At 63.3% G+C, this 25,660-nt stretch carries 24 protein-coding genes; 15 read left to right on the forward strand and 9 right to left on the reverse strand.

Annotated elements, in window-relative coordinates; all coding sequences use genetic code 11:
• Positions 1 to 40: 40 nt before the first annotated feature.
• The 3 genes from ACBG85_RS13010 (at position 41) to recX (ending at position 2,146) form a co-directional block, all read left to right on the forward strand.
• A complete protein-coding gene (locus tag ACBG85_RS13010; protein WP_003942185.1) occupies positions 41 to 235 on the forward strand; it encodes a DUF3046 domain-containing protein in 195 nt (64 codons plus the stop codon).
• Between the two features lie 289 nt (positions 236 to 524).
• Positions 525 to 1,562 (forward strand): recombinase RecA, encoded by a 1,038-nt coding sequence (gene recA / locus ACBG85_RS13015; protein ID WP_007735170.1) that lies wholly within the window; start codon positions 525 to 527, stop codon positions 1,560 to 1,562.
• Between the two features lie 8 nt (positions 1,563 to 1,570).
• Entirely contained in the window at positions 1,571 to 2,146 is a 576-nt protein-coding gene (gene recX / locus ACBG85_RS13020) for a recombination regulator RecX (RefSeq protein ID WP_372027685.1), read from the forward strand.
• Between the two features lie 115 nt (positions 2,147 to 2,261).
• On the opposite strand, the gene ACBG85_RS13025 is transcribed toward recX, so the two are convergent.
• From ACBG85_RS13025 to gluA, 4 genes are all read right to left on the reverse strand, one after another.
• Positions 2,262 to 3,158, reverse strand: a complete 897-nt coding sequence (locus ACBG85_RS13025) for an amino acid ABC transporter permease (RefSeq protein WP_007735172.1) — start codon at positions 3,156 to 3,158, stop codon at positions 2,262 to 2,264.
• The gene (locus ACBG85_RS13030; protein WP_003942105.1) at positions 3,155 to 3,835 is read right to left on the reverse strand and encodes an amino acid ABC transporter permease; all 681 of its coding nucleotides are present in this window, start codon (positions 3,833 to 3,835) and stop codon (positions 3,155 to 3,157) included. The genes ACBG85_RS13025 and ACBG85_RS13030 overlap by 4 nt, the downstream gene beginning before the upstream one ends.
• Before the next feature lie 98 nt (positions 3,836 to 3,933).
• Positions 3,934 to 4,764, reverse strand: coding sequence for a glutamate ABC transporter substrate-binding protein (locus ACBG85_RS13035; RefSeq protein WP_003942146.1), 831 nt, complete (start codon positions 4,762 to 4,764; stop codon positions 3,934 to 3,936).
• A 124-nt stretch (positions 4,765 to 4,888) separates the two neighbouring features.
• Positions 4,889 to 5,617, reverse strand: a complete 729-nt coding sequence (gene gluA, locus ACBG85_RS13040) for a glutamate ABC transporter ATP-binding protein GluA (protein ID WP_007735175.1) — start codon at positions 5,615 to 5,617, stop codon at positions 4,889 to 4,891.
• A 231-nt stretch (positions 5,618 to 5,848) separates the two neighbouring features.
• Here gluA and miaB point away from each other — a divergent pair, with 231 nt between their 5' ends.
• Together miaB and ACBG85_RS13050 are read left to right on the forward strand one after the other, a co-directional pair.
• Complete coding sequence (miaB, locus tag ACBG85_RS13045) at positions 5,849 to 7,396, forward strand: tRNA (N6-isopentenyl adenosine(37)-C2)-methylthiotransferase MiaB (RefSeq protein ID WP_063316727.1); 1,548 nt, start codon at positions 5,849 to 5,851, stop codon at positions 7,394 to 7,396.
• Positions 7,393 to 7,983 (forward strand): hypothetical protein, encoded by a 591-nt coding sequence (locus ACBG85_RS13050; RefSeq protein WP_063316728.1) that lies wholly within the window; start codon positions 7,393 to 7,395, stop codon positions 7,981 to 7,983. Before miaB ends, ACBG85_RS13050 begins: the two co-directional genes overlap by 4 nt.
• A gap of 94 nt (positions 7,984 to 8,077) precedes the next feature.
• Here the strand turns inward: ACBG85_RS13050 and ACBG85_RS13055 are convergent, their stop codons facing one another.
• Entirely contained in the window at positions 8,078 to 9,463 is a 1,386-nt protein-coding gene (locus tag ACBG85_RS13055; protein WP_003942193.1) for a DUF349 domain-containing protein, read from the reverse strand.
• A 139-nt stretch (positions 9,464 to 9,602) separates the two neighbouring features.
• Between ACBG85_RS13055 and ACBG85_RS13060 the strand changes: the two genes are divergently transcribed.
• From ACBG85_RS13060 to ACBG85_RS13090, 7 genes are all read left to right on the forward strand, one after another.
• Complete coding sequence (locus tag ACBG85_RS13060) at positions 9,603 to 10,349, forward strand: class III extradiol dioxygenase subunit B-like domain-containing protein (RefSeq protein WP_372027688.1); 747 nt, start codon at positions 9,603 to 9,605, stop codon at positions 10,347 to 10,349.
• Entirely contained in the window at positions 10,337 to 11,272 is a 936-nt protein-coding gene (gene miaA / locus ACBG85_RS13065) for a tRNA (adenosine(37)-N6)-dimethylallyltransferase MiaA (protein ID WP_372027690.1), read from the forward strand. Before ACBG85_RS13060 ends, miaA begins: the two co-directional genes overlap by 13 nt.
• Positions 11,273 to 11,356: 84 nt before the next feature.
• A complete protein-coding gene (locus ACBG85_RS13070; protein ID WP_372027692.1) occupies positions 11,357 to 12,028 on the forward strand; it encodes a class F sortase in 672 nt (223 codons plus the stop codon).
• Positions 12,029 to 12,060: 32 nt separating this feature from the next.
• Positions 12,061 to 12,930, forward strand: a complete 870-nt coding sequence (gene dapF, locus ACBG85_RS13075; protein WP_192712481.1) for a diaminopimelate epimerase — start codon at positions 12,061 to 12,063, stop codon at positions 12,928 to 12,930.
• Between the two features lie 75 nt (positions 12,931 to 13,005).
• Positions 13,006 to 14,481 (forward strand): GTPase HflX, encoded by a 1,476-nt coding sequence (gene hflX / locus ACBG85_RS13080; RefSeq protein ID WP_372027695.1) that lies wholly within the window; start codon positions 13,006 to 13,008, stop codon positions 14,479 to 14,481.
• Positions 14,474 to 15,481, forward strand: coding sequence for a hypothetical protein (locus ACBG85_RS13085; protein ID WP_372027697.1), 1,008 nt, complete (start codon positions 14,474 to 14,476; stop codon positions 15,479 to 15,481). The genes hflX and ACBG85_RS13085 overlap by 8 nt, the downstream gene beginning before the upstream one ends.
• 56 nt (positions 15,482 to 15,537) lie before the next feature.
• Positions 15,538 to 16,863: an esterase family protein gene (locus tag ACBG85_RS13090; RefSeq protein WP_007735188.1), complete on the forward strand. Its 1,326-nt coding sequence runs from the start codon at positions 15,538 to 15,540 to the stop codon at positions 16,861 to 16,863.
• A 39-nt stretch (positions 16,864 to 16,902) separates the two neighbouring features.
• On the opposite strand, the gene ACBG85_RS13095 is transcribed toward ACBG85_RS13090, so the two are convergent.
• The 4 genes from ACBG85_RS13095 to ACBG85_RS13110 all read right to left on the reverse strand — a co-directional run bounded on the left by ACBG85_RS13095 (position 16,903) and on the right by ACBG85_RS13110 (position 21,105).
• Complete coding sequence (locus ACBG85_RS13095; RefSeq protein WP_003942144.1) at positions 16,903 to 17,160, reverse strand: HPr family phosphocarrier protein; 258 nt, start codon at positions 17,158 to 17,160, stop codon at positions 16,903 to 16,905.
• A gap of 97 nt (positions 17,161 to 17,257) precedes the next feature.
• Positions 17,258 to 19,327, reverse strand: coding sequence for a fructose-specific PTS transporter subunit EIIC (locus ACBG85_RS13100; protein WP_372027700.1), 2,070 nt, complete (start codon positions 19,325 to 19,327; stop codon positions 17,258 to 17,260).
• Positions 19,328 to 19,345: 18 nt separating this feature from the next.
• On the reverse strand, positions 19,346 to 20,341 hold the full coding sequence (locus tag ACBG85_RS13105) for a 1-phosphofructokinase family hexose kinase (RefSeq protein ID WP_042450660.1): 996 nt from the start codon (positions 20,339 to 20,341) through the stop codon (positions 19,346 to 19,348).
• Positions 20,338 to 21,105 carry a DeoR/GlpR family DNA-binding transcription regulator gene (locus tag ACBG85_RS13110; RefSeq protein WP_003942134.1) on the reverse strand — a complete coding sequence of 256 codons (768 nt, stop codon included), beginning with the start codon at positions 21,103 to 21,105 and terminating at the stop codon, positions 20,338 to 20,340. Before ACBG85_RS13110 ends, ACBG85_RS13105 begins: the two co-directional genes overlap by 4 nt.
• Before the next feature lie 191 nt (positions 21,106 to 21,296).
• Here ACBG85_RS13110 and ACBG85_RS13115 point away from each other — a divergent pair, with 191 nt between their 5' ends.
• From ACBG85_RS13115 to ACBG85_RS13125, 3 genes are all read left to right on the forward strand, one after another.
• Positions 21,297 to 22,970, forward strand: a complete 1,674-nt coding sequence (locus ACBG85_RS13115) for a putative PEP-binding protein (RefSeq protein ID WP_064688803.1) — start codon at positions 21,297 to 21,299, stop codon at positions 22,968 to 22,970.
• 75 nt (positions 22,971 to 23,045) lie between these two features.
• Entirely contained in the window at positions 23,046 to 24,326 is a 1,281-nt protein-coding gene (locus ACBG85_RS13120) for a uracil-xanthine permease family protein (protein ID WP_372027852.1), read from the forward strand.
• A gap of 189 nt (positions 24,327 to 24,515) precedes the next feature.
• Positions 24,516 to 25,658 carry an acyl-CoA dehydrogenase family protein gene (locus ACBG85_RS13125; protein ID WP_007735194.1) on the forward strand — a complete coding sequence of 381 codons (1,143 nt, stop codon included), beginning with the start codon at positions 24,516 to 24,518 and terminating at the stop codon, positions 25,656 to 25,658.
• Positions 25,659 to 25,660 lie beyond the last annotated feature (2 nt).

Raw genomic sequence — 25,660 nt, forward strand, 5'->3', positions numbered from 1 at the left:
TGAATGCAGGTGCACCGCTCTGTGGACTACGGTGGCGGCTGTGCGGTTGACCGAATTTCATGAAATGGTGCGCGAAGAGTTCGGGCAGGTACGAGGCGACTCGATGCTGATCGACCATGTACTCCAGAGTCTCGACGGAATGACTGCTGCGGAGGCCGTCGAAGCAGGTTGGGAGCCTCGCGAAGTGTGGCGTGCGCTCTGTGTGGAGTTCGACGTACCGCCCGCCCGCCGCTGATTTTTTCGGCGTGTCGAACGCCTCCCATCTTCTGTTCGAACACGTGTTCGTCTATGCTGAACCTGTTCGGTGGTGACGCTCCTTTGGTAACTGCGAACTTTCGATGTTCTACAAACGCGGTGACCTACAAACGCGGTGATCGACAAGCGCTAAAGCAAGATCGAAAAGTCTGTCGGTGGCCGGATCTACTCTGATCGCAACACACCAACAGGGTCGGCTCAGGCAGGCGCTGAAGAGACGGAGTCTGCTCAGGCAGGCACTGAAGACTGAAACAAGGATGGGGATCACGATGGCACCACAGGCACCTGATCGGGACAAGGCACTCGACCTCGCGTTGGCGCAGATCGACAAGAACTTCGGCAAGGGTTCGGTGATGCGCCTGGGTGAGGGTGTCCGCCAGCCCATCGCCGTCATTCCCACCGGTTCCATCGCGCTCGACGTCGCGCTGGGTATCGGCGGACTGCCGCGTGGCCGCGTCATCGAGATCTACGGCCCGGAGTCCTCGGGTAAGACCACCGTGGCACTGCACGCAGTTGCCAATGCTCAGGCCAACGGCGGCATCGCGGCGTTCATCGACGCGGAGCACGCACTCGATCCCGACTATGCAGCCAAGCTGGGCGTCGATACCGATGCACTCCTGGTCTCGCAGCCCGATACGGGTGAGCAGGCCCTCGAAATCACCGACATGCTGATCCGTTCAGGCGCCCTCGACATCGTCGTGATCGACTCCGTGGCCGCTCTTGTTCCTCGCGCCGAGATCGAAGGCGAGATGGGTGACAGCCACGTCGGTTTGCAGGCTCGACTGATGAGCCAGGCGCTGCGCAAGATCACCGGTGCCATGAACAACTCGGGCACCACCGTCATCTTCATCAACCAGCTTCGCGAGAAGATCGGTGTGATGTTCGGTTCTCCCGAAACCACCACCGGTGGTAAGGCACTGAAGTTCTACGCTTCGGTCCGCCTCGACATCCGTCGTATCGAAACTCTCAAGGACGGTACCGACGCAGTGGGTAACCGCACTCGCGTCAAGGTCGTCAAGAACAAGGTCGCGCCGCCGTTCAAGCAGGCCGAGTTCGACATTCTCTACGGCCAGGGCATCAGCAAGGAAGGCTCGCTCATCGACATGGGTGTCGAGCACGGGTTCATCCGCAAGTCCGGCTCCTGGTACACCTACGAAGGTGACCAGTTGGGTCAGGGCAAGGAAAATGCTCGTAAGTTCTTGCTGGAGAACACCGATATCCGTGACGAGATCGAGAAGAAGATCAAGGAAAAGCTCGGTATCGGTGCTGACGTCACTGCAACCGACGAAGCTCCCGCCGACTTCTGAGTTCAGTCATGAGCTTCGACGACGGTGACAACGGCGAGAATGCTCGTGAAGAGTACGGCGCTCCTCGGCGTCGATCCCGTCAACGATCCGAGAAGCCGTCGCAACGCGCAGAAGGTGGGACGGAGGCGCAGGCCAAAGATGCTTGCCTACGCCTCCTGACCGACCGGGCGCGCAGTCGTTCCGAGCTGGAAACAAAGCTGAGCGGGCGCGGCTTCGAGCCCGAGATCATTGCCAAGGTCCTCGATCGACTCCAAGAAATCGGGTTGATCGACGACGCAGACTTCGCGAACCAGTGGGTTCATTCGCGGCACACGTACTCGGGCAAGGGAAAGCGTGCGCTTGCAGTCGAGTTGCGGCTCAAAGGAATCGACCAGGACACCGCTTCCGAAGCGTCACAGATCGATCCGGAAGATGAACGCGAGCGAGCAGCGGAGCTGGTTCGGCGGAAGCTGAAGAACAAGCCCGTCGATGATCGTGACAAGGTCACGCGTCGACTGGTCTCGATGCTGGCACGCAAGGGATATTCAGCTGGGATGTCGTACGAGGTGGTCAAAGCCGAGATGGCGGCGGTCACCGACTCGTAGCGAAGTGCAGCATTCAGAACAACAGGGCGGGGGTACCACCGAAATTCGGTGGTACCCCCGCCCTGTTGTGTATTCGCGCTAACGCGGCCGGATTCGACTCACGGCTCCATCTGATTCACGGCTTGGTCAGGTCCATACCCGGAACCGAAACGGCTGGGTCGGCGGACGGAGCCGCGATGGGGCCCTTGCCCTTTCGCTTTCCGGAACGCAGGCGCTTCTCCACCTTGGTTGCCAGGAAGGTCAGAGCCGAGTTGAGAGCTATCATAATCGCGGCGACCACGATGAGCGCCGGCAGGAAGTTTCCGTAGAAGGTGCCGAGCTGTTGGGCCTGACGCACCAGCTCGACATACCCGATCAGGTAACCGAGGGCGGAGTCCTTCAACGCCACGACCATCTGTGAAATCAGTGCCGGGAGCATGGCGGTAACCGCCTGGGGGAGCAGGATCGTCACCATGATCTGCGTCTTGCGCATGCCTAGTGCCTTGGCGGCCTCACTTTGCCCTCGTGGGAGTGAGTTGATTCCGGCACGGACGATCTCGGCGATCACAGAACCGTTGTACAGAGTCAGACCCACGACGACTGCCGCGAGTGCGAGGTACTTGGACTTGAAGACCTCGTATTCGGCGAACACCTGATACGAGAAGATCATCAGAATCAGAACCGGTACTGCTCGGAACAATTCGACGATGACGCCGCAAATCTTCCGAATGATGTTGTGCTCGGAGAGTCGGCCGATACCCAGGGCAGAACCGAGGATGAGCGCGAAGACGATGGACATCGCAGCCGCGATCAGCGTTCCCCGGATGCCGGGTATCAGATACGTTGTCCACGACGTGGATTCGAGGAACGGATCCCACTTCGCTGCTGTCAGCTGGCCCTTTTCGTCGAGTGCGCGGTAGATGACGTAACCGATTGCGACCATGAGTGCAGCGACGACAAGGGATGCGAATCGGTAGAGATTTCGCGCTCTGGGGCCTGGCGCGTCGTAGAGGACTGTTGCGCGGTTGCTCATCGTGAAACCTCGAATCGCTTGCTCAGCTTGCCGAAGATCAAGCCCATGGGAAGTGTCAGGATCACGAAACCGACAGCAAAGATTCCACCGACGACGAAGATCGCCGCTTCGTTTTCGATCATCTTCTTCATCAGCGCTGACGCTTCGGATACGCCGATCACCGCGGCGATGGTCGAGTTCTTGGTCAGTGCGATCAGCACGCTACCCAGCGGTGCTGTGACCGCGCGAAATGCCTGAGGCAGGACGATCAGCCGAAGATTTTGTGCAAACGACAGACCGAGTGATCGGCCCGCTTCGGCCTGGCCGACCGGAACGGTATTGATTCCCGATCGAAGTGACTCACACACGAACGCGGCGGTGTAGACACTGAGGCCGAGGACGGCGAGTCGGAAGTTGTTGTCCACCAGAAATGTCGGCGAATCCGACTTGGCGAGGTTGACTCCGAGCGTCTGCGAAAGACCGAACAGACAGAACAACAGAATCAGTGTGAGGGGGGTATTGCGGAACACGGTCACGTACGCGGCGCCCAGGAATCGGGCGACCGGGACCGGTGACACGCGCATCGCCGCGATCAGCACACCGATGATGACAGCGCCGATCGCGGAGAAAAATGTCAGCTGGATCGTGGTCCAGAAGGCTTCCAGAAGCTGGTCGCCGTACTTGCTCAGAAGGTTCACTTGCCGTCTCCCCAGATCACGGGATCTCCGTTGGTGGCGTCACGCGCTGCGGCTCCCGAAGTGGGAGCCGCAGCGAGATTGACGGTGAAAAAAGCAGGTCAGTAACGATCAACGGTGGGCGGCGCCGGGATGGGGTAGCCCGAAGCGCCAACGGTGTTGTTGAAGGCTTCTTCCCATGCGCCGGTGGAGATCATCTTCTCGATGGCGTCGTTGATCTTGCCGCGGGTCTCGGAATCGTCCTTGGCCAGGCCGACGCCGTAGTTTTCCGTTGTGAACGGTTCTCCGACGACCTTCAACTGGCCGGGGTACTGTGCGGCAAAACCAGCGAGGATGATGTCATCGGTGGTGACTGCGTCGACAGCGCCGTTGCGCAGTGCTTCGACACAAGCAGAGTAGGTGTCGAACTCCTGAAGTTGGACGTCAGGTACGGAGTCCTTGACCTTCTGAGCCGGAGTGGAGCCAGTCACCGAGCAGAGCTTCTTGCCGCCGCTGAGAGAATCGCGACCTGTGATGTCGGTGTTGTCGGAGCGAACGAGCAGCGATTGGCCGGCGATGAAGTACGGACCGGCAAAGCCGACCTTTTCCTTGCGTGCGTCGGTGATCGAGTAGGTGGCCACAATGTAGTCGACCTCGCCGTTCTGGATCAGGGTCTCGCGTTGGGCTGACGGTGATTCCTTGAAGGTGATTCCTTCGGGCTTCACGCCGAGTTCGTTCGCGATGTACCGGGCTACCTCGACGTCGAAGCCGGAGAACGTCCCGTCCGGATTGCGCTGACCGAGGCCGGGCTGATCGAACTTGATACCGACGGTGAGCGTTCCGTCGGCAGCACTCTGCGATGCGCTCTTTTCTTCTCCTCCACCACAAGCCGTGGCAGCGAACGCGATAGCCATGATTCCGATTCCGAAACGGACGGAGCGATTGATCTTCATGAAGATCCTCTCAGTTGTCGACATGCAAACGGTGCAGTCGAGATGAACGGTGCAGCCGAGGTGAACGGTGCAGTCGAGCAAGTTGTCTTGTGGACGAGGACAGGACTGTCGGAGGGGACTGTGATCAGTGAGTGAGGATCTTGCCGAGGAAGTCCTTGGCCCGATCCGACTTGGGATGGGTGAAGAACTCTTCGGGCGTGGTGTCTTCGACGACCTGGCCGTCAGCCATGAACAGCACACGATCGCCGGCTTTGCGGGCGAATCCCATCTCGTGCGTGACCACGAGCATGGTCATGCCTTCCTTGGCGAGGGAAGTCATGACGTCGAGGACCTCGTTGACCATCTCGGGGTCGAGAGCGGAGGTGGGCTCGTCGAACAACATCACCTTCGGCTGCATCGCAAGAGCGCGAGCAATCGCGACACGCTGTTGCTGACCGCCGGAAAGCTGCGCCGGGTACTTGTCGGCCTGATTGGCGATACCGACGCGCTCGAGCAATGCCTGCGCCGTCTTCTTGGCTTCGTCCTTCTTCGCCTTGCGAACCTTCATCGGTGCGAGCATGACGTTCTCGAGGATCGTCTTGTGCGCGAACAGGTTGAAGGACTGAAAGACCATCCCGACGTCGGCACGAAGTGCGGCAAGTGCTTTGCCCTCCTCGGGGAGCGTCTTGCCGTCGACGGCAATGGTGCCCGAGTCGATGGGTTCCAGGCGATTGATGGTGCGGCACAGAGTCGACTTACCGGAGCCCGACGGACCGAGGACGATCACCACTTGGCCCTTGGGTACCTCGAGATTGACCTCTTGCAGGACGTGAAGTTCCCCGAAGTGTTTGTTCACCGAGGTCATCGAAATCATGGATGTGGAATCGCCGGAGGTGGTCGGCGTCGTCGCATCGTCGGCTTGGGTCATAAACGAGAACCTTAGGCGTAGTTTGCGTCGACGCCCGTGATTTCGCCATGGTTCTTGCCATATGTAATGGAAATTTTACTGTGACGACGTTTATGTCGCGTTTCGGCTGTTTATCAGGGCGTTATTACACGTCGTAGTGGACGTGAGCTAGGCTGAAGCGTGTCACTGATCGACGAAATGTCCCCTGCACTTCCGGAGCCGACTGCAGTTCCGGAGCCGACGGCGAAGTCTGTTCGCACCTACGAGGTGCGGACGTACGGCTGTCAGATGAACGTCCACGATTCCGAGCGACTGTCCGGTCTGCTCGAGGACGCCGGGTATTCGAAGGCGGAGACCGGCACCGATCCTGATCTTGTCGTCTTCAACACGTGTGCTGTCCGCGAGAACGCGGACAACAAGTTGTACGGCAACCTCAGCCAGCTCGCCCCGAACAAGGAGGCGAACCCCGACATGCAGATCGCGGTCGGCGGGTGCCTGGCGCAGAAGGATCGTGACACCGTCGTCAAGAAGGCGCCGTTCGTCGATGTCGTCTTCGGCACTCACAACATCGGCTCGCTTCCCGCGCTGCTCGACCGTGCGCGTCACAATCAGCGCGCCGAGGTCGAAATCCTCGACGCACTCGAGGCGTTTCCGTCGACACTGCCAGCCAAGCGCGAATCTGCTTATGCAGGTTGGGTTTCCATCTCGGTGGGCTGCAACAACACGTGCACGTTCTGCATCGTTCCGGCCCTGCGTGGCAAGGAAGTAGATCGACGTCCCGGCGACATCCTGGCCGAGGTGCAGGCACTCGTCGACGAGGGTGTCTCGGAAGTGACCCTGCTGGGACAGAACGTCAACGCCTACGGCGTGTCGTTCGCCGATCCGGAGCAACCGCGCGATCGCGGAGCCTTCGCCTCCCTCTTGAAGGCATGTGGACACATCGACGGCCTCGAACGGGTCAGGTTCACATCGCCGCACCCGGCAGAGTTCACCGATGACGTCATCGAAGCTATGGCAACCACTCCCAACGTCTGCCCGCAACTGCACATGCCGTTGCAGTCCGGTTCGGACAAGGTTCTCAAGGCGATGAAGCGCTCGTACCGCAAGTCGAAGTACCTCGGGATCATCGAGAAGGTGCGCGCCGCAATGCCGCACGCCGCCATCACCACGGACATCATCGTCGGGTTCCCGGGGGAGACGGAAGAGGATTTCGAGGAGACGCTGGACGTCGTGCGCAAGGCGCGATTCTCCAACGCCTACACCTTCCAGTACTCCAAGCGCCCGGGCACGCCGGCGGCGGAGATGGCCGATCAACTCCCCAAAGAGGTTGTCCAGGAACGCTACATGCGATTGCTCGCCGTTCAGGAAGAAGTGAACATCGAGGAAAATCGCAAGCTCGTCGGCACCGAGGTCGAACTCTTGGTGGCAGCGGGGGAGGGGCGGAAGAACGCGGCGACTCACCGTCTCAGTGGTCGCGCGCGAGACGGCCGCCTGGTGCATTTCCGCCCCGAGGGAAACCTCGACGGCACAATCCGACCCGGTGACGTGGTGACGGTCGTCGTCACCCACGGAGCCCCTCATCACCTCGTGGCAGATGACGGAGTGCTCACGCACCGTCGGACCCGCGCCGGTGATTCGTTCGAAAAGGGCATCACACCCAAGACCCCGCCCATCGGCGTAGGTCTCGGACTACCGAAGATCGGTGCCCCGGCCCCACAACCCGTTCAGATGGGATGCAACGCATGACCTCGCAACACGAGAACACGACACCACAGCCGGGCGACGACGCCTTCGAGGGCTACCGCAAGGACCTCGACGACGCGGAACGCAAGGTCGCGGGAGAAATTGATCCGGGTGCGCGCGCCATGGTTGTCGCGGTTGCGGTGCTCGTGCTGGTCGGCACCCTTGCACTGCCCCATGCGGGAGTGGCGAACGGCTGGGATGTGCTCGCGTACAACCAGGACGCGGAAAGTGAACGGATTGCACTGTTCTCACGCTTGTTCGTGTGGTTCGTCGTCATCTTCGGCATCGGATTCTCGATGCTCGCGCTGGTCACGCGGCGTTGGAGTCTGGCCTGGGTCGCACTCGCCGGCAGTGCCGTGGCGAGCGCTCTCGGCATGATGGCCGTCTGGTCGCGTCAGACCATTCCCGCCGGTTTCAATGTGGCAGGACCGTCGATCGGGCTGATCATCGGATGGTTTGCCGTCGTGTTCTTGACGTTCCATTGGCTCAAGGTGGTCTGGACACGAACCAACATTCAGCTCGCCGCCGAGGAGCAACGCCGGATCGCTGCGGCCGAAGCCGAGAAGCATCAGGAATGGAACGTCGGCTGACACAGCAGGCCGTCCGTCCAAAGCACAAGACAACGCCGGCTGACTCCTTTCGGAGTGAGCCGGCGTTTTTGTTGTCTTTACAGCTCGTCGTCGATTACTCGTTGACGGCGCTTTCGGCAGCTTCGGCCCACTCACGCCACTGCTTGGCCTGAGCGAGAGCCTTCTCGGCGTCCTTCGTCTTGCCGGCAGCCTGAGCCTTGGCGGCCTGCTCCTCGAACTGGCTCACCCGCTCCTTGAACTGCGCGACCCGGGCAAGTGCTTCCGGATCGGTGCGACGCCACTCGGCGTCGACCGCGTCGCGCACCTTGGTTTCGATGGCCCGGAGCTTCGCTTCGAGTTCCTGCATTCGGTCGCGCGGCACCTTGCCGATCGCGTCCCACTTCTCCTGCAGGTCGCGAAGCGCTGCGCGGGCGTTCTCGAGTCCGTGCGCCGGATCGATGTTCGCATTGGCAGCGAGCAGCTCCTCTTTTGCAACCGCGTTCTGCTCGAATTCGGCATCGCGCTCGGATGCAGCAGCGTTGCGCGCGGCGAAGAACACATCCTGAGCGCCCTTGAAGCGCTTCCACAGGTTGTCGTCGGCCTCGCGCGGTGCGCGGCCGGCAGCCTTCCACTCGCTGAGTAGATCGCGGAATTCCCCGGCGGTCTGTCCCCATTCAGTGGAGGTCGACAGCTTCTCGGCGCGCTCGACCAGTTCTTCCTTCGTCGAACGGGCGCTCGCACGATCCCGGTCGAGTTCGGCGAAGTGGGCTCCACGTCGCCGGTTGAAGGACTCACGAGCCTTCGAGTAACGCTTCCACAGTGCGTCGTCGACCTTGCGGTCGATTCCGCGAATCGTCTTCCACTCGTCGAGAATCTCGCGCAGTCGATCACCCGCGGTCTTCCACTGGGTCGACTCCGAGCCGATCTGCTCGGCCTCGACTGCGAGGGCCTCCTTGCGGGCGGTGCTTGCCGCGCGCGACTGTTCCTTCTCTTCCTTCGCGTGCGCTGCGGCCTCGTCGGAACCGGCAACGATCACGTCGAGTCGGCGAGCCAAAGCGTCGAGGTCACCGATCACTGCAGCGGTCGAGAGGGATTCGGACAGAGCGATGGCGGCAGCCTTGGTCTTCTTGGCGTCTCCGGCGCCCGACGTCAGTCGCGCCTCGAGTAGCGAGACCTCGGTCGCGAGGTCGTCGTAGCGACGACCGAAATGGGCGAGGCCCTCGGTGGCGTCGCCGGCCTGCCACGAACCGATCTGACGTTCACCGTCAGCGGTCTTCACCCAGGCGGTTCCGTCTTCCTCGACGCGTCCGAACTTGCTCGGGTCGCTGGCCGGTGCGGCGGTGACGGCATGCGAGGCTGCTGGTCCGGGGCGAGGTGCTCCGGGGCGGGGCGCACCGGGGCGTGGTCCACCAGGTTTGGGAGCGCCGGGTTTGGGTGCTGCCGGGCTCGGGCTGGCCGAACTGCTGTCGGCGCCGGTGGTGGGTTCACTGTTCTCGGTCATCGGTCCTCGTCTCTGCCGCGCGTCACGGCTGCCTGATCGCATTCCTGGCTCCATTGAACCCGGTACTCACGTTCTCCGACTATTGAATCAGGTAAGAGGGTGTGAGGTCGCCACCTCGGGGTCGACTAGCGTGGCAACTGTGTTGACTTCCGCTGTTCTCGTCCCCTCGGCGCCGTTACTCGTGCCGGAATTGTCCGGTGATTCGGCCGAGTCCGCCCACGTGCGCGCTGCGGCATCGGCCGCCGTGCGCCGGCTGTCTCACGAGGCAGTTCAATGGGTGGGCGTCGGTGTCGACTCCGAGAAAGCAGCTGACGAACTCTGGCGAACTGGCGTCGGACGTGGACAGATCGGGACTTTCGCCGGATTCGGCGCCGATGTCCGGACGTCACTGGACGCAGATGCGGCAGGCGAACCGGTACCATCACTCGAACTCTGCGCCCTCGTGGCCGGCTGGCTGCGTGGCCGAACAGACGTGGAGATAACCGTCGACATGCACGTCGTCAGTGCAAAGGCGTCGGCGAATGAATGTCGTGAATTCGGGCAGCAGCTGCGCAAGCAACTCGACAGCGACAACCGACCGCAAGGGCTTCTGATCGTTGCTGACGGTGCGTCCACGCTGACGGCAAAGGCGCCAGGAAGCTTCGACGAGCGCGCCGCGGGTGTGCAGTCGGCCATCGACGACGCCCTGACGGCCGGGGACCCGGAGGCGCTGCTTGCTCTCGATCCGCGGCTCTGCCGCAGTGTCGGAGCCCAGGGGCGCGCGGCGTGGCAGGTCCTGGCCGGTGTCTTTACGGGCTCGTCTCGGTCGGCCCATCCTCGCGCGACGGTCGACTACAGCGATGCGCCGTTCGGCGTCGGTTACCACGTCGGGACGTGGCGGCCGTGAACGTCCCTGAAGAACTTCGCCCGATCGCAGTTGTCGGTCCGACAGCGTCGGGAAAGTCCGATCTCGCGTTGGCACTGGCCGAGGAATTCGGCGGTGAAATCATCAACATCGACGCGATGCAGCTCTATCGCGGCATGGATATCGGGACCGCCAAACTGACACCGGCCGAGCGCCGTGGGATTCCGCATCACCTGCTCGACGTTCTCGATGTGAAGGAGACCGCCACCGTCGCGCGTTATCAAAGCGACGCGATCGCGATCGCCGAGGATCTGATCGCGGCGGGCAAGGTTCCGGTGATCGTCGGCGGATCCATGATGTACGTCCAGTCTCTACTCGACGAATGGTCCTTTCCGGCAACGGATCCCGAGGTTCGTGCGAAGTGGGAGGCGGTGCTGGCCGACGGTGGGGTCGGTGCGGTGCATACGGCGCTGGTGGCTGCTGATCCGGTAGCAGCGGCGTCGATACTGCCGACGGACGGCCGGCGGATGGTTCGGGCGCTCGAGGTCGTCGAGCTGACAGGTCTGCCGTTCGCGGCCTCGGCTCCGCAGATCGGTGACCCTCGATGGGGAACCCGCATTCTCGGCGTGGATCGGGATACGGAAGAACTCGACGCCCGGATTCGGTTGCGAACCGAGCTGATGTTTTCGGACGGACTTGTCGACGAAGTTGCCGTGCTCGTCGAGCAAGGCTTGCGTGATGGCGTCACCGCGCCGCGAGCCATCGGCTACGCACAGGTGCTCGCACATTTCGACGGTGAATACGATCTGGCCGAAGCACTCGAACGGACGTTCATCGGGACGCGGCGCTACGTTCGCCGCCAACGATCATGGTTCCGTCGTGACGCACGCGTGCACTGGCTCGACGGTGCCGATCCGGAGCTGGCTCGCTCGGCCTTCGCTGCCCTTGCATATCGCGGCCTGTAACACGATCGCCCCGATCAGCTATCTTACAGTTAGCTCTTTCGCGATCCATTCGTTTCGCGATCGACGGACTGGAGGACAACGAACATGGCGCAGACCGGGACACACGCGCGACCGAGAGGCCGACGCGCGGGTCGGCTACCGCTGGTTCTTCTGCTCGTCACATTTCTCATGGTCGGCGGGATACTGATCTACTTTGCGGTGAGTGCGGCCGGGAAGCCCATCAGCGCACCTGTTCCCGAAGCACCCTTCGACGTGGGAGCCCCAACCGATCCAGGGGCGAGTTGGGCGCCTGCGCCAACGGATCTGCCGCCGAACACGCTCGCGATTCCCGATCTCGATGTGCGAGCCGACATCGTGACCAGTGGGTTCGGCGCCAACCGCGGAATGATCCTTCCGCATCCTGACAAGGTTTCGCATTTCACCAACGGCGTGCAGTTCGGATCTTCGGAGGGCACCAATCTTGTTGCCGGCCACGTCGACGACGGTGACCGCACGCACGGCGCCTTGTGGGCGCTGCACCAGATGAAGCCCGGAACACCGATCTACGTGAGCGACGACACCGGAACGATGTTCACCTATCACGCAGCGAGCCTGAAGCTGTACGAAAAGGTGGCTTTGCCGGCCGAGTTCTTTTCCGAAACGGGTGCGCCCAGGCTGGTCCTCGTGACCTGCGGCGGCGCAACCGTGCCCGACCCCTCGTTGCCGTCCGGCTTCACGTACGAACAGAACGTCGTGGTCACCGCGTCACCTGCGTGAGTCGGTCGGCAGGTCCGGATAGGATGGCGACCATGGATTTCAGTAAGGGCCACGGCACGCAGAACGACTTCGTTGTTCTCCCTGACCTCGACGTTCGGGTCGATCTCGAGCCGGCGCGAGTTTCAGCGTTGTGTGATCGTCAGCGTGGCCTCGGCGCCGACGGCATCCTTCGTGTCGCCCGGGCAGGCGCACTTGCGGACGCGGGCGTGCTCGGTGCGCTGCCCGACGGCGTCGCTGCCGAAGACTGGTTCATGGACTACCGCAACAGCGACGGCTCCATCGCGGAGATGTGCGGAAACGGAGTTCGCGTATTCGCCCACTATCTCAAGGCCTCGGGCTTGGAGAGCAAGGACGAGTTCGTGGTCGGCAGCCGCGCCGGAGCGCGTCCGGTCGTGGTGGTCGGCTACGACGCCACACATGGTGACGTGACCGTGGCGATGGGCCCGATCAAGGACCTCGGCACCAGTTCGGCAACAATCGACGGCCGCGTCTTCGCCGGCGTCGGCATCGACGTCGGTAATCCGCATTTGGCGTGTGTCGACGAGCACGTGACGGCAGAAGTTTTGAGTGCGCTCGATTTGAGTGTTTCTCCGGGCTTCGATCCCGGGTTCTTCCCGCACGGGGTCAACATCGAGATCGTGACGCCGATCCACGACGGTGGGGTCCACATGCGCGTACACGAGCGTGGTGTGGGCGAGACTCGTTCCTGCGGAACCGGAACGGTCGCAGCGGCGGCCGCGGCGCTGAGGTACGACGGCCGCGATGAAGGCTCGGTACTGGTGCGCGTGCTCGGTGGCGAGGTGCAGGTCACCGTCGAAGGCGGCAAAGGGTCGTTGCGGGGGCCCTCGGTTCTGGTGGCGAACGGGACGATCAGCGATGCCTGGTGGCAATCGCTCGTGTGATATCGCCCGCGGGAAATACGCCTGCAGGAAATACGGATGCACCGTGGCCAGGTTTCGTGGGACCATGGATCTTGTATGACGAACACACATGAAAACGAAGAGTCCACCGCTCACGAGCAGTCCGAGTACGCGCAAGCCGAATACACGGCAGCGTCCGCATCGGGCAACCCGTCGACCGGTGAGATGCAACTCGCAGATCGCGGCGCCCTGCGCCGCGTGGCCGGTCTGTCGACGGAGCTCGAGGACGTCACCGAAGTCGAGTACCGCCAGCTTCGACTCGAAAGAGTTGTCCTGGTCGGCGTCTGGACGCAGGGAAGTGCCGAGCAGGCCGAGGCGAGCATGACCGAGTTGGCCGCACTTGCCGAGACGGCCGGCTCCGAGGTCCTCGAAGGACTGGTTCAGCGCCGCGACAAACCTGACGCTGCCACCTACATCGGTTCCGGCAAGGCGCAGGAACTGCGCGAAGTAGTCCTGGCGACCGGCGCCGACACCGTCGTCTGCGACGGTGAGCTGACGCCGGCGCAGCTCACGGCGCTGGAGAAGATCGTCAAGGTCAAGGTCATCGACCGGACAGCTCTCATTCTCGACATCTTTGCTCAGCACGCCACTTCGCGTGAGGGTAAGGCGCAGGTCGCTTTTGCTCAGATGGAGTACATGCTCCCGCGTCTGCGTGGTTGGGGCGAGTCGATGTCGCGCCAGGCCGGTGGCCGTGCCGGCAGTAACGGCGGTGTGGGTCTGCGTGGTCCCGGTGAAACGAAAATCGAGACGGACCGCCGCCGTATTCGTGAGCGCATGGCAAAACTACGCCGCGAGATCAAGGGCATGAAGGCCGCTCGCGACACCAAGCGCACACGTCGACTGCAGAGCGACATCCCGTCGATCGCCATCGTCGGATACACCAACGCGGGCAAATCGAGTCTGCTCAATTCGCTCACCGGATCGGGTGTGCTCGTGGAGAACGCGTTGTTCGCCACCTTGGACCCGACCACTCGCCGCGCAGCACTCGACGACGGCCGCGAGTACGTTCTCACCGACACGGTCGGCTTCGTGCGACACCTGCCGACTCAGTTGGTCGAGGCATTCCGCTCAACTCTCGAGGAAGTGACCGACGCGGATCTGCTGCTGCACGTCGTCGACGGTTCGGATCCGTTGCCGACAGAACAGATCAAGGCTGTGCGGGAAGTCGTCACCGATGTTCTGCGCGAGACGGATTCGAAGGCTCCGCCGGAGTTGATCGTGGTCAACAAGATCGACGCGGCAGATCCGGTTACGTTGACGCAACTACGTGGTCTGTTGCCTGGTGCCGTGTTCGTCTCGGCGCGGACGGGTGAGGGAATCGCCGAACTAAGAGCACATCTCAGCGAGGTGCTGGTTCGGCCGGAGGTCGAGGTCGACGTGCTGGTGCCGTACACGCGCGGTGACTTGATGGCTCGAATCCACTCGGACGGAACGATTTTGGAATCGACTCACGAAGAGGCGGGAACGCGGGTGCACGCACGCGTGCCACAGATGTTGGCCTCGGCATTGGTCGAGTACGCACCTAGTGCGTAGTTTCGGGGCCGTGGTCGCGGTGATTGCTGCGACTACGGCAACCGCACTGCTTCCCGGAGCGCTCGCACAGGCGTCGTCGTTCGAACCGAGCGAGTTCGCCCCACTCTGTACGCCTACTGATCCTGCGCTCCAGGAGTTGTCGGGGATGGTCGTCGTCGACGATCGGATCTACGCGATGGGCGACGGCGGCAGTGACGACTTCGTATTCGAAATGGACCTGAACTGTGTTGTCCAGAAACAGATTCCGGTCCCGATAGATCCTTACGACGTCGAAGATCTTGCGGTGAGTGGGCGAACGCTCGTTCTGTCGGACACCGGTGACAACCTCCGGACCCGCGAAACAGTGGCGTTCATCACGATGGACCTCGATTCCGGTGGCGGTACGTTGCACCGCCTCACGTACCCGGACGGTGCGCACGACACCGAGTCGATACTGCTCGACCCCGACGGCCACGTTTTTGTCGTGACCAAGGAATTGTTCGGCGAAAGCAGTGTCTACACACCGGTCGGGGATCAGAAACTGAGTGACTTGGCGCAGCCCGGCCCGACGCCGCTCGAGCGCGTCGGAGCCGTGTCCCTCGGACCGGAGAAGCCCGTGTCGGTGATGTTCACCGGGGGAGCGGTGTCGTCGGACGGTTCGGCGATCGCACTTCGGAGTTACTCCGACCTGTACCTGTACGAAGTCGTGGACGGCGGAATCGGCGCGACGCTCACCGGTATGGAACCGCTGCGGATCCCGCTCCCGAAGGAGCCTCAGGGTGAGGCGGTGGCATTCAACGATGCGGGCGATGTTCTGATCGGTTCTGAATCTGCCGGCGGAGCGTTGCCGCCGGTGTACGTGATGCGAGCGCTCGTGGACGCGACAGAAGCGACGGCTGACTCGTCTGACGGTTCGGTCGGTGTCGGGGTCGATCCGTGGACATTCGTGTGGGCCGGGTTGGTCGCGGCAGGATGTGCGATCGGGGGCGCGGCGTTCGTGAGATTTCGACGACGCCGCTGATTCCCAAATAATTCCACGAATTCGCAGACCGACGGTAGATGTGGATACTGGAACGAATGCACGGGCATCAACTCCTGACGCGGCTCTCGCGTATGTCACTCGAGCACGGACACATCACCGCAGCGCTGCTCGTGGGTTCCGTCATCGTCGGCGTCGGCACGTTGCTTCTGCTTCGGTGGTTGCCGCGTCGGGCCGCGTTGGTCGCGCTAGGTCTGTCAGTGCTCGGATCAGCCACCGGTGCGACGTTCGTGTGGCTCAGCTTTCGGCCGCTGCCCGCGCAGCTACCGGCGTCGAATTTTGTCTGGATAGCGCTGGCGATGTTCGGAGTCATCGGCGCCGCACTCGTTCTCCTTCGGCGCCCAGGGCTTGCGCGTGGCCTTTCGGTGACGGCATTCGCCGGGCTGGCCGCGATCGTCGCAGTAGGTCAGGTCAACGCGCAGACCGGCACCTATCCCACACTCGGCTCACTGGTCGGGCACTGGCCGGTCGGGTCGGTCGAGAACGTTGCCTTCGATTCGCTCCCCGGGGCCGAACCTTGGGTTCAACGGGGACTGCCCACCGAAACTCATTGGCAGGTTCCGGTGCGGATGCCGAGCAACGGTGTCGTGACGGAAGCGGCGATTCCAGGAAATGTTTCGGGATTCGACGCGAGGCCTGCGACGCTGTATCTCCCGCCGGCCTATCTTGCCGATCCGCGTGCCGAGTTGCCCGTACTGGTGTTGGTGGCGGGTGAGCCCGGCAGCCCCAGCGACTGGCTGGACAGTGGCCGGCTCGCGACCACCGTCGACGCCTATGCGTCGAGGCATTCCGGGCTTGCTCCCGTCGTGGTGGTGCCCGACGCGTTGGGGGACTACGACGCCAACCCCGGCTGCATGGATTCTGCGCTCGGCAACGTCGCGACGTATCTGGACCAGGACGTCCCGAACTGGATCGAATCGAACCTTCAAGTGAATCCGGACGCTGCGCAATGGGCTATCGGTGGGTTCTCCTACGGCGGGACATGCGCGATCGAGATGGCCGTGAACTTCCCGGACCGATACCCGTCGTTCCTGGACTTCTCCGGCCAGGACGAACCGTCGACCGGTGATCACGAGGACACCGTGGCGGCCATGTTCGACGGTGACGAAAGCGCGTTCGACGCGGTCAACGCCCGAGACCTGATGGCGCAGAATCGGTATCCGCAGTTGTCGGGTGTATTTGTCGCGGGTGAGGACGACGACATCTACCGCCCTCAGCAGGAGATCATGTTCGAGGCTGCACGCGCCGCCGACATGAACGTGGACTACTACACCCTTCCCGGCGGGCACTCGGGTGATGTGTGGGGCACTGCTCTGGAACTCGAAATGGACTGGCTGGGCCGGACACTCGCACTGACTCCGTGAGAGTGTCCGGCCCGCTACACAGCACCGACTGACATCAGGTCAGGCGTCGAGATCAGCGGCTACCAGCTCGGCGACCTTGGCGAGTGCGTCGGCGTCGTCGGACTCGATGGTTACTTCGGTGTCCTTGGCGGCTCCGAGCGTCATGATCATCAGTGCCGAACCTGCATCCACGGGTTCGCCGTCGGCGACTGCGAGGGTGACCGTGGCGCCGGAGGCTCCGACTGCTTCGGCGATGAGAGCGGCGGGGCGGGCGTGGAGGCCGACTGCGGAACCGACGGCAACTGTCTTGCTGGGCATGGGATCTCCTCGTTGTAGAACTGTCGTTGCGGACGTTATGGGGTGTTCGGGCAGATCTGGTGACTCAGGTGGTGACTGCAGTGTTGCCTGCTGTCGATCATGCCGCAGCGGGCACGATTTCGGGGTCGAGTTCGGCATCGGACGGCCCCTTGCGGAAGAACTCCTTGGCTCCGACGACGGCGAGCGCAGCTACCACGGTTCCCGCGGCGAGCGAGACCAGGAACCAGCCGATTCCGCCGACTGCGAAGAAGACGAAGATCCCGCCGTGCGGGGCGCTGAGAGTGACGTCGAAAGCCATGATCAGCGCGCCGGTGACCGCGCCGCCCGCCATCATCGAGGGGATCACGCGAAGCGGGTCGGCAGCGGCGAACGGAATCGCGCCCTCGGAGATGAATGCCGAACCCAGCAACCAGGCAGCCTTTCCGTTCTCCCGTTCGGCTTCGCTGAAGAGCTTGGGACGCAGCACCGTCGAGGCAAGTGCCATGGCAAGCGGCGGAACCATACCGGCAGCCATGACAGCCGCCATGATGCGCAAAGTGGCCGGGTCGTTGACGTTGAGTCCGGCGACGGCGAAGGCGTAAGCCGCCTTGTTGACCGGTCCACCGAGGTCGAAGCACATCATCAGGCCGAGAATGATGCCGAGGAAGATGGCCGAGCTGCCGGACAGTCCGTTGAGCCAGTCGGTGAGACCGGAGGTGATCGCGGCGAGCGGACGCCCGAGGACGATGAACATCAGTGCTCCGACGACCAGCGTCGCGAACAGCGGGATGATTACCACCGGCATCAGGCCTCGCAGCCACTGCGGGACGGCGATCCGGCCGATGTAGAGCGCGACGACACCGGCGATGAGACCACCGACCAAGCCGCCGATGAAACCGGCACCGACGAACACGGCGACCGCGCCGGCTGTGAAGCCGGGAGCGATGCCAGGCCGGTCGGCGATGGCGAAGGCGATGTAGCCGGCCAACGCGGGCACCAGGAAGCTGAATGCCAACGAACCGATCTGGAACAGCACTGCGCCGAGATAGGTGGCCAGACCACCGTCGGGAAGGTTGGTGATCGAGTTGTTGAGAACGATGTCCTTGGCCGGACCGGAGATCTCGTATCCGCCGAGCAGGAAGCCGAGTGCGATCAGCAGACCGCCGGCCGCGACGAACGGGATCATGTAGCTGACACCGGTCAGGAGGACCTGACGGAGGTGGGTGCCGAACCCTACGGAACCGGCATCGGAATCCGCGGCCGCTGCCGCGGTGCCGTCAACGGTGGCGGCGGCGGGATTCTCGGAGGCGCGCAACGCTTCTGCGAGCATCTTGTCCGGCTCGTTGATTGCCCGCTTCACACCGGAAGCGACGACGGGCTTACCGGCGAATCGTTCGCGGCCCTTCACGCCGACGTCGGTGGCGAAGATGACCGCGGCGGCTCCCGCGATCACCGAAGGGTCAAGGGGGGTGCTTCCGCTCGAACCTTGCGTTTCGACGTGAACCTTGATGCCGGCGCGTTCACCCGCGGCGACGAGTGAGTCCGCCGCCATGTAGGTGTGAGCGATTCCGGTCGGGCAGGCGGTGACCGCGACGATGTGACGCTCCGCGGGCGCTGGTGCCGGGGTCTCCTCGGTAGCGTGTTTCCCGGTGGAAACAGGTGCCGGGGGTGTCGCTGCCGCAGCATTTGCTGCAGGATCCTTCGGTGCGGGATTGAGTACCTCGTCGACCAGTCTCACGATCTCGTCCGGCGTCGACGCTTCACGAAGTGACGTGACGAACGCGGGCCTGACGAGTGCTCGGGCCAAGGAGGAGAGCAGCTTCATGTGCTCGGCCCCGGCGCCTTCGGGTGCCGCGATCAGGAAGACCAGATCGGCGGGGCCGTCGGGTGCACCGAAGTCGACCTTCGGATCGAGTCGAGCAAACCCCAGGGACGCGGACGAGACAGCCTCGGCGCGGCAGTGGGGAATTGCGATTCCGCCGGGCAGTCCGGTCGCGGACTGCGCTTCGCGAGCGAGTGCGGCATCGACCAATCCCGCGGCGTCGCTCGCCCGTCCCGCTGCAGTCAATCGCGCTGCGAGAGAACGAATGACATCTTCCTTGGTCGAACCCAGGTCGGTGTCGAGTGAGATCAGTTCGGGACTGATGATCTCCGGGCCGGAACTGCCGGCTGCGGTGGTATCGGACATGTCAGGTTCCTTAGGGCGTCAGGCGAGTTCGGTGGGGACGGGGATGGGAGAGGCGGCATCTGCTGCAGATACCGAAACCGCTGCCAGATCGATCTGTTCGGGTGTGGGAAGGGTTGTGCCGGGAAGGGAGGCAGCGGCGCTTCCGTAGGCGACCGCGTGACGTAGCCGCTCGGATTCCGAGCCGCCGCCCGCTTCGGCGAGGATGTAGCCGGCCAGCGACGAATCGCCTGCGCCGACGGTACTGACTGCGACAATCGGGGGAGCGGTGGCGATCCACGCGCCGTCGGCCGTGACGAGGACGGCACCGGCTGCGCCGAGCGTGGCGAGCACGCTGCCGACGCCGCGATCGACCAATCGCTGCGCCGCCGTGATTGCAGGCCCGGGATCACCGTTCTCGGCAGCACGTTCGAGGACGTGGCCGTCGACGCCGGTCAGTTGCGCGAGTTCCTCGCCGTTGGGTTTGAGCAGATCAGGTGCCGAGCCGGGGAAGCCTTCGGCGAGTGCCGTCAGCGGGGCGTCCGAGGTGTCGACCGCCACCTTGCACGGGTGATCGCGCAGCGCGGCGACCAGTTCGCCGTACCACCCCAGCGGAACGCCGGGAGGCAGTGAGCCGGACAGCGCGAACCACAGTGCGGTATCGGCGCGGGCGATCAACTCCTGTGCCAGGGCGTCGAGTGTCGAACCGGACAGCGTTGCGCCGGGTTCGTTGATCTTCGTCGTGGTCCCGTCCGGTTCCGCGATGGTGATGTTGGTGCGAGCCGGACCCGTTGTGGCGACGCCGATGTGGGGAATCCCACCGGTTGCGAGCGCCGAGAGCAGAGGGTCACCACCGTTTCCCGGCAGCACCGCGAGCACGTCGAGGTCGGCTGCGGCGAGAACACGCGCCACGTTGACCCCCTTGCCGCCGGGGTCGCTGCGAGTGGAGTGGGCGCGTAGGACGGAGCCTCGTTCGAGCCGTTGCTCGAGTTGTACGGTCCGATCGATACTCGGGTTGGCTGTCAGTGTGACGATCATGCGATCACCACCTCGATTCCGTGGTCGTGGAACTCGGATGTGTCTGTGGGACTGATCTCTTCGTCGGTGATGAGGACGTCGATGCTGTCGAGTGGTGCGAAGCTGATCAAGTGCTCGCGGCCGACTTTGCTGGAATCGGCCACCACGACAACGTGATTGGCGGCCTTGACCATCGCTCGTTTGACGGCGGCCTCTTCGCTGTCCGGGGTGGAGAGGCCGTGCCCGACGCTGATCGCGTTGGTTCCGACGAAGGCGACGTCGACCCGCAACGTGCTCAGCAGGCGCAGAGCGTCCTCGCCGACCGCGGCTTGCGTCACCCCGCGTACTCGTCCGCCGAGCAGGATCAGGGAAATCGAGTTCATCGATGCCAGTCGTGCGCCGATCGGCACGGAATTGGTCACGGCCGTGAAGTCGTTCTCGGTCGGTAGTTCGGGGATCATGCGGCCCGTAGTCGTGCCCGCGTCGAAGATGACGCTGCCGCCGGTAGGAGGGAGATAGGTGACCGCGCAGCGGGCGATCCGGTCCTTCTGTTGCGCGCGGGTCTGATCGCGTTCCGCCATGCCCGGTTCGGTCACGTGGAGGGATCCGGTCGGAACGGCGCCGCCGTGTACACGCCTGATCTGTCCGATCCGCTCGAGGAAGGCCAGATCGCGACGCACGGTCTCGGTGGTCACACCGAAGGTCTCCGACAGCGCCGCCACGGACATGCGTCCGCGCTGCGACACCATGGTGCCGATCGCTTGTTGGCGTTCTTCCGCGTACACGTGCTCTCCGATTCCGAAATGTGATCCGACGGTGCGTTGTGGATCACAGTGAATGTTGCTTTATGTTGTTTTACGCCCGAGTGTGTTGACATGTCAAGACTTGGGAGTAATCTTCGTCACAACGAAGGTGAGGGCTTTACGCGCTCGAGGTGATCCGGTGTGGCACCGGGCCCATCGCTCAAGGAGGACAGATGACCGAACAGCTCAACCGAATCACCGTGCACGGCACCCCCGTCGTGCCCGGAATTGCCTACGGCCCGGCTATCTGGCCGTCCAGCCGACCAGAACTCGTCACCGATGCGCCCGCACTCGACGAGGCCGATCGAGAGGCCGCTGCAGACGCCTTCGTCGCAGCAGCGAAGGCTGTCGAGAACCGCCTTCTCGGACGGGCTGCCGAAGCCACAGGCGCGGCCGCCGAGGTCTTGCAGGCCAACGCGGCGATGGCAGCCGATCGCGGCTGGATCGGGGCGGCAAAGAAGTCGATCGCCGGCGGAGTGCCCCCGGTGCAGGCTGCGATCGCGGCGACGGAGCAGTTCGTGGTGCTGTTCACCAAGGTCGGCGGTGTGATGGCCGAGCGCGTCACCGATCTCGAGGACATCCGCGACCGCGTGATCGCCGAACTCTCCGGATTGCCCGAACCCGGAGTTCCGATGCCCGAGACGCCGTCGGTGCTGTGCGCGGACGATCTGGCTCCTGCGGACACCGCGGGCCTCGATGCAACCAAGATCATCGGACTCGTGACCATCTTCGGCGGCCCGACCAGCCACACGGCAATCATCGCGAGGCAGTTGGGCATCCCGTGCATCGTGGCTGCGAAGGAATTGGAATCCATCGCGGCCGGAACACCGATTCTGATCGACGGAACCACCGGCGACGTGATCGCGGAGCCGGATCCCGAACAGGCGCGCGAACTGGTCGAACAATCCCGGATCGATCGCGAACGCGTCAGCACGTGGACCGGACCAGGCCGGACGTCGGACGGTCGGCCGGTAGACGTTCTCGCCAATGTTCAAGACGGCGCGGGCGCTCGCGCCGCGGCGTTGACCGCAGCGGGAGGCATCGGGCTCTTCCGGACCGAACTCTGCTTCCTCGGCCGTGAGACCGAACCGACCGTTGACGAGCAGGCGGCGATCTACGCCGAAGTTCTCGAGGCCTTCTCAGGCAAGAAGGTCATTATTCGCACGTTGGACGCGGGTTCGGACAAGCCGCTCAAATTCGCCAACCATCAAGAGGAAGCTAATCCGGCCCTCGGCGTTCGCGGGGTGCGAATCGCCTGGCAGGACATGGGGATTCTCGACCGCCAGCTGGACGCGATCGCCGCAGCTGCGGCGTCGACGAACTCGTCGCCGTGGGTGATGGCACCGATGATCGCCACCCCGGCCGAGGCGAAACGTTTTGCCGATGCGGTGCGGGCACGCGATCTCGTTCCCGGTGTGATGGTGGAGATCCCGGCGGCGGCGCTGTTGGCCGACCAGATTCTCGAACACGTCGAATTCCTCTCGATCGGTACCAACGACCTCGCTCAGTACACGATGGCCGCTGATCGGATGTCCTCCGAACTCGCCGACCTGACCGATCCGTGGCAGCCCGCGGTGCTCGCCCTTGTCGCACGTACGGCCCAGGCCGGTCAGGCGGCAGGCAAGCGCGTCGGCGTCTGCGGTGAGGCGGCCGCCGATCCACTGTTGGCGTGTGTTCTGGCCGGACTCGGAGTTTCCTCGCTGTCGTGCGCTGCGGCGTCGGTCGCGGGTGTGGGAGCGAAGGTCGGGTCAGTCACCATGGCGCAATGTGAGGCGGCTGCGGCGGCGGTGCTGGCAACCGGTGATCCGGTGGCAGCGCGCAAAGCGGCGGCCGACGCAATCAGCTGAACTGGTTTCGTTGGTCTCGGTCGGAGACCGAGCGCCTGACCTCTAGTATTTCGACCTGTGATCGAACGAGAAACAATGACCGGGGCCGGCGGAATCGGCTGGACTGTCCACGGAGACGGCAAGCGGATCGCCGACGGAGCCGTCGTGGCGCCGGACGAACGACTGAGTTGGCCGCGCACCATCGGAATCGGGATGCAACACGTCATCGCGATGTTCGGAGCGACACTGCTCGTTCCGACCATCACCGGCTTCCCCGTCACGACGACGCTGTTGTTCTCGGGTATCGGCACCGCGCTGTTCCTGCTCATCACCCGGGGCCGGATCCCGAGCTATCTCGGTTCGTCCTTCGCGTTCATCGCCCCGCTGACAGCGTCGGCAGGATCGGGCCCGGCCGCGCAGCTCGGTGCCGTCATGGCCGTCGGCATCGTGTTGATGTTGATCGGCGTCGCCGTACGTCTGATCGGCAGCCGGGTCATCGACGCCGTCATGCCGCCGGTAGTGACAGGCGCCGTCGTCGCGCTGATCGGTCTCAACCTCGCTCCGACGGCGGTCGGTTCCTTCGAATCGCAGCCGCTGATCGCCACGGTCACGCTCGTTTCGATCCTGCTGGTCACGGTCGTCGGTCCCGGGCTGCTCGGCCGGTTGGGCATTCTGGTCGGCGTAGTGATCGGCTGGGTCTTCGCCGCGGTCATCGGTGGTCTCGACAGTGAACGAGTGTCCGCTCTGCGCGAAGCCGACTGGTTCGGGCTGCCGAGTCTGCACGGACCGTCGTTCGACTGGTCGGTGATCGTGCTCGCGCTGCCCGTGGTGATCGTTCTGGTCGCCGAAAACGTCGGACACGTCAAGGCGGTGTCCGCCATGACGGGAAAGTCCCTCGATGACCTGGCCGGCAATGCGCTGTTTGCAGACGGTCTCGCCACGACCTTGGCGGGCGCCGGCGGCGGATCCGGAACCACCACGTATGCCGAGAACATCGGGGTCATGGCAGCGACGCGTGTGTACTCGACCGCGGCGTACTGGGTAGCGGCCGCCACCGCCGTGATCCTGGCATTTTCGCCCAAATTCGGTGCACTGGTCTTCACGGTTCCGAACGGCGTCATCGGCGGTGCGACGATGGTTCTCTACGGACTCATCGGCATTCTCGGTGTGCGCATCTGGATGGAAGCGAAGGTGGACTTCACCGATCCGGTCAACCTGACCGTCGCCGCTGCCGCACTGGTTGCCGGCCTCGGGAACCTGACGCTGACCATTGGTTCGGTCGAGCTGGGCGGCATCGCTTGGGGGTCGATCGGCATCCTGGTCGCCTACCCGATCATGCGATACCTCGCCAAATTCCGTACTTCGAGTAACAGATAACCGCTACAGTCACGAATCGTGATCGTTCGGGTCATCGACGGGTATCGCAACAGGTTCTACCGTCGGAGGCAGTGACGTGGGCCCGCGAACTTCGGCGTGCCCAGTCTCAGCGAAAACATCCCGACCGGGTACATCGTCCCCACCGGGTACATCACTGAAGTGCCGTATATCGAATTGCAAGGAGTCGGCGTGGAGCGCACCCTGTTCGAACCGGAACATGAACTCTTCCGGGAGTCGTACCAGAAGTTCTTGGCACAGCACGTGGCACCGAACCACGAGAAGTGGGAAGAGCAGAACATCGTCGATCGTGACGTCTGGGTCGAGGCCGGAAAGCAGGGATTCCTGGGAACCGCGGTACCTGAGGAATTCGGCGGCGGCGGTGTCAAGGATTTCCGCTACAACGCGATCATCACCGAGGAAACCACCAAGGGTGGCTTCAGTGGTATCGGCTTCACGCTGCACAACGACGTGGTGGCGCCGTACCTCCTGGAGTTGACCAACGAGGAGCAGAAGCAGCGTTGGCTACCCGGATTCGCGTCGGGTGAGCTGATCTCGGCGATCGCGATGACCGAACCGGGTACCGGTAGCGACCTGCAGGGCATCAAGACGAAAGCAGTTCGCGACGGGGACCACTGGGTACTCAACGGTTCGAAGACCTTCATCACCAACGGAATCAACGCCGACATCATCATCGTTGTCGCGTGCACCGACCCGGACAAGGGTGCTCAGGGCTTCAGCCTCCTCGTGGTCGAGCGGGACATGCCCGGCTTCGAGCGAGGACGCAATCTCGACAAGATCGGCATGAAGGCTCAGGACACCGCCGAACTCAGCTTCACCGACGTACGCGTTCCCGCTGCCAACCTGCTGGGCGAAGAGGGAATGGGCTTCTTCTACTTGATGAAGAACCTTCCCCAGGAACGACTCTCGATCGCCGTCGTTGCTGCCGCCGCAATGGAATCGGTTCTCGAGAGCACGATCCAGTACTGCCGTGACCGCAAGGCATTCGGCAAGTCGATCGGCAGCTTCCAGAACACCCGATTCGTACTGGCCGAATTGGCAACGGAGACCACGGCAGTGCGCATCCTGGTGGACAAGTTCATCGAGCAGCTCAATGCCGAGAAGCTGACCGTGCAGGAAGCTGCGATGGCGAAGTGGTGGACCACCGAAGCTCAGGTCAAGCTCATCGACCGCTGCCTCCAGCTGCACGGAGGCTACGGCTACATGAAGGAATACCCGGTTGCCAAGGCGTATATGGACTCTCGTGTGCAGACCATCTACGGTGGCACAACCGAGATCATGAAGGAGATCATCGGACGTTCGCTGAATCTCTGATT

This window comes from Rhodococcus sp. NyZ502, assembly GCF_041464245.1.
GTDB lineage: Bacteria > Actinomycetota > Actinomycetes > Mycobacteriales > Mycobacteriaceae > Rhodococcus_F > Rhodococcus_F qingshengii.

Coding starts and splice junctions, on each gene's coding strand:
- recA (WP_007735170.1), top strand. CDS start 525: ATGGCACCACAGGCACCTGATCGGGACAAGGCACTCGACCTCGCGTTG.
- recX (WP_372027685.1), top strand. CDS start 1,571: ATGAGCTTCGACGACGGTGACAACGGCGAGAATGCTCGTGAAGAGTAC.
- ACBG85_RS13025 (WP_007735172.1), bottom strand. CDS start 3,158: ATGAGCAACCGCGCAACAGTCCTCTACGACGCGCCAGGCCCCAGAGCG.
- ACBG85_RS13035 (WP_003942146.1), bottom strand. CDS start 4,764: ATGAAGATCAATCGCTCCGTCCGTTTCGGAATCGGAATCATGGCTATC.
- gluA (WP_007735175.1), bottom strand. CDS start 5,617: ATGATTTCGATGACCTCGGTGAACAAACACTTCGGGGAACTTCACGTC.
- miaB (WP_063316727.1), top strand. CDS start 5,849: ATGTCCCCTGCACTTCCGGAGCCGACTGCAGTTCCGGAGCCGACGGCG.
- ACBG85_RS13050 (WP_063316728.1), top strand. CDS start 7,393: ATGACCTCGCAACACGAGAACACGACACCACAGCCGGGCGACGACGCC.
- ACBG85_RS13055 (WP_003942193.1), bottom strand. CDS start 9,463: ATGACCGAGAACAGTGAACCCACCACCGGCGCCGACAGCAGTTCGGCC.
- ACBG85_RS13070 (WP_372027692.1), top strand. CDS start 11,357: ATGGCGCAGACCGGGACACACGCGCGACCGAGAGGCCGACGCGCGGGT.
- dapF (WP_192712481.1), top strand. CDS start 12,061: ATGGATTTCAGTAAGGGCCACGGCACGCAGAACGACTTCGTTGTTCTC.
- hflX (WP_372027695.1), top strand. CDS start 13,006: ATGACGAACACACATGAAAACGAAGAGTCCACCGCTCACGAGCAGTCC.
- ACBG85_RS13090 (WP_007735188.1), top strand. CDS start 15,538: ATGCACGGGCATCAACTCCTGACGCGGCTCTCGCGTATGTCACTCGAG.
- ACBG85_RS13095 (WP_003942144.1), bottom strand. CDS start 17,160: ATGCCCAGCAAGACAGTTGCCGTCGGTTCCGCAGTCGGCCTCCACGCC.
- ACBG85_RS13100 (WP_372027700.1), bottom strand. CDS start 19,327: ATGTCCGATACCACCGCAGCCGGCAGTTCCGGCCCGGAGATCATCAGT.
- ACBG85_RS13105 (WP_042450660.1), bottom strand. CDS start 20,341: ATGATCGTCACACTGACAGCCAACCCGAGTATCGATCGGACCGTACAA.
- ACBG85_RS13115 (WP_064688803.1), top strand. CDS start 21,297: ATGACCGAACAGCTCAACCGAATCACCGTGCACGGCACCCCCGTCGTG.
- ACBG85_RS13120 (WP_372027852.1), top strand. CDS start 23,046: ATGACCGGGGCCGGCGGAATCGGCTGGACTGTCCACGGAGACGGCAAG.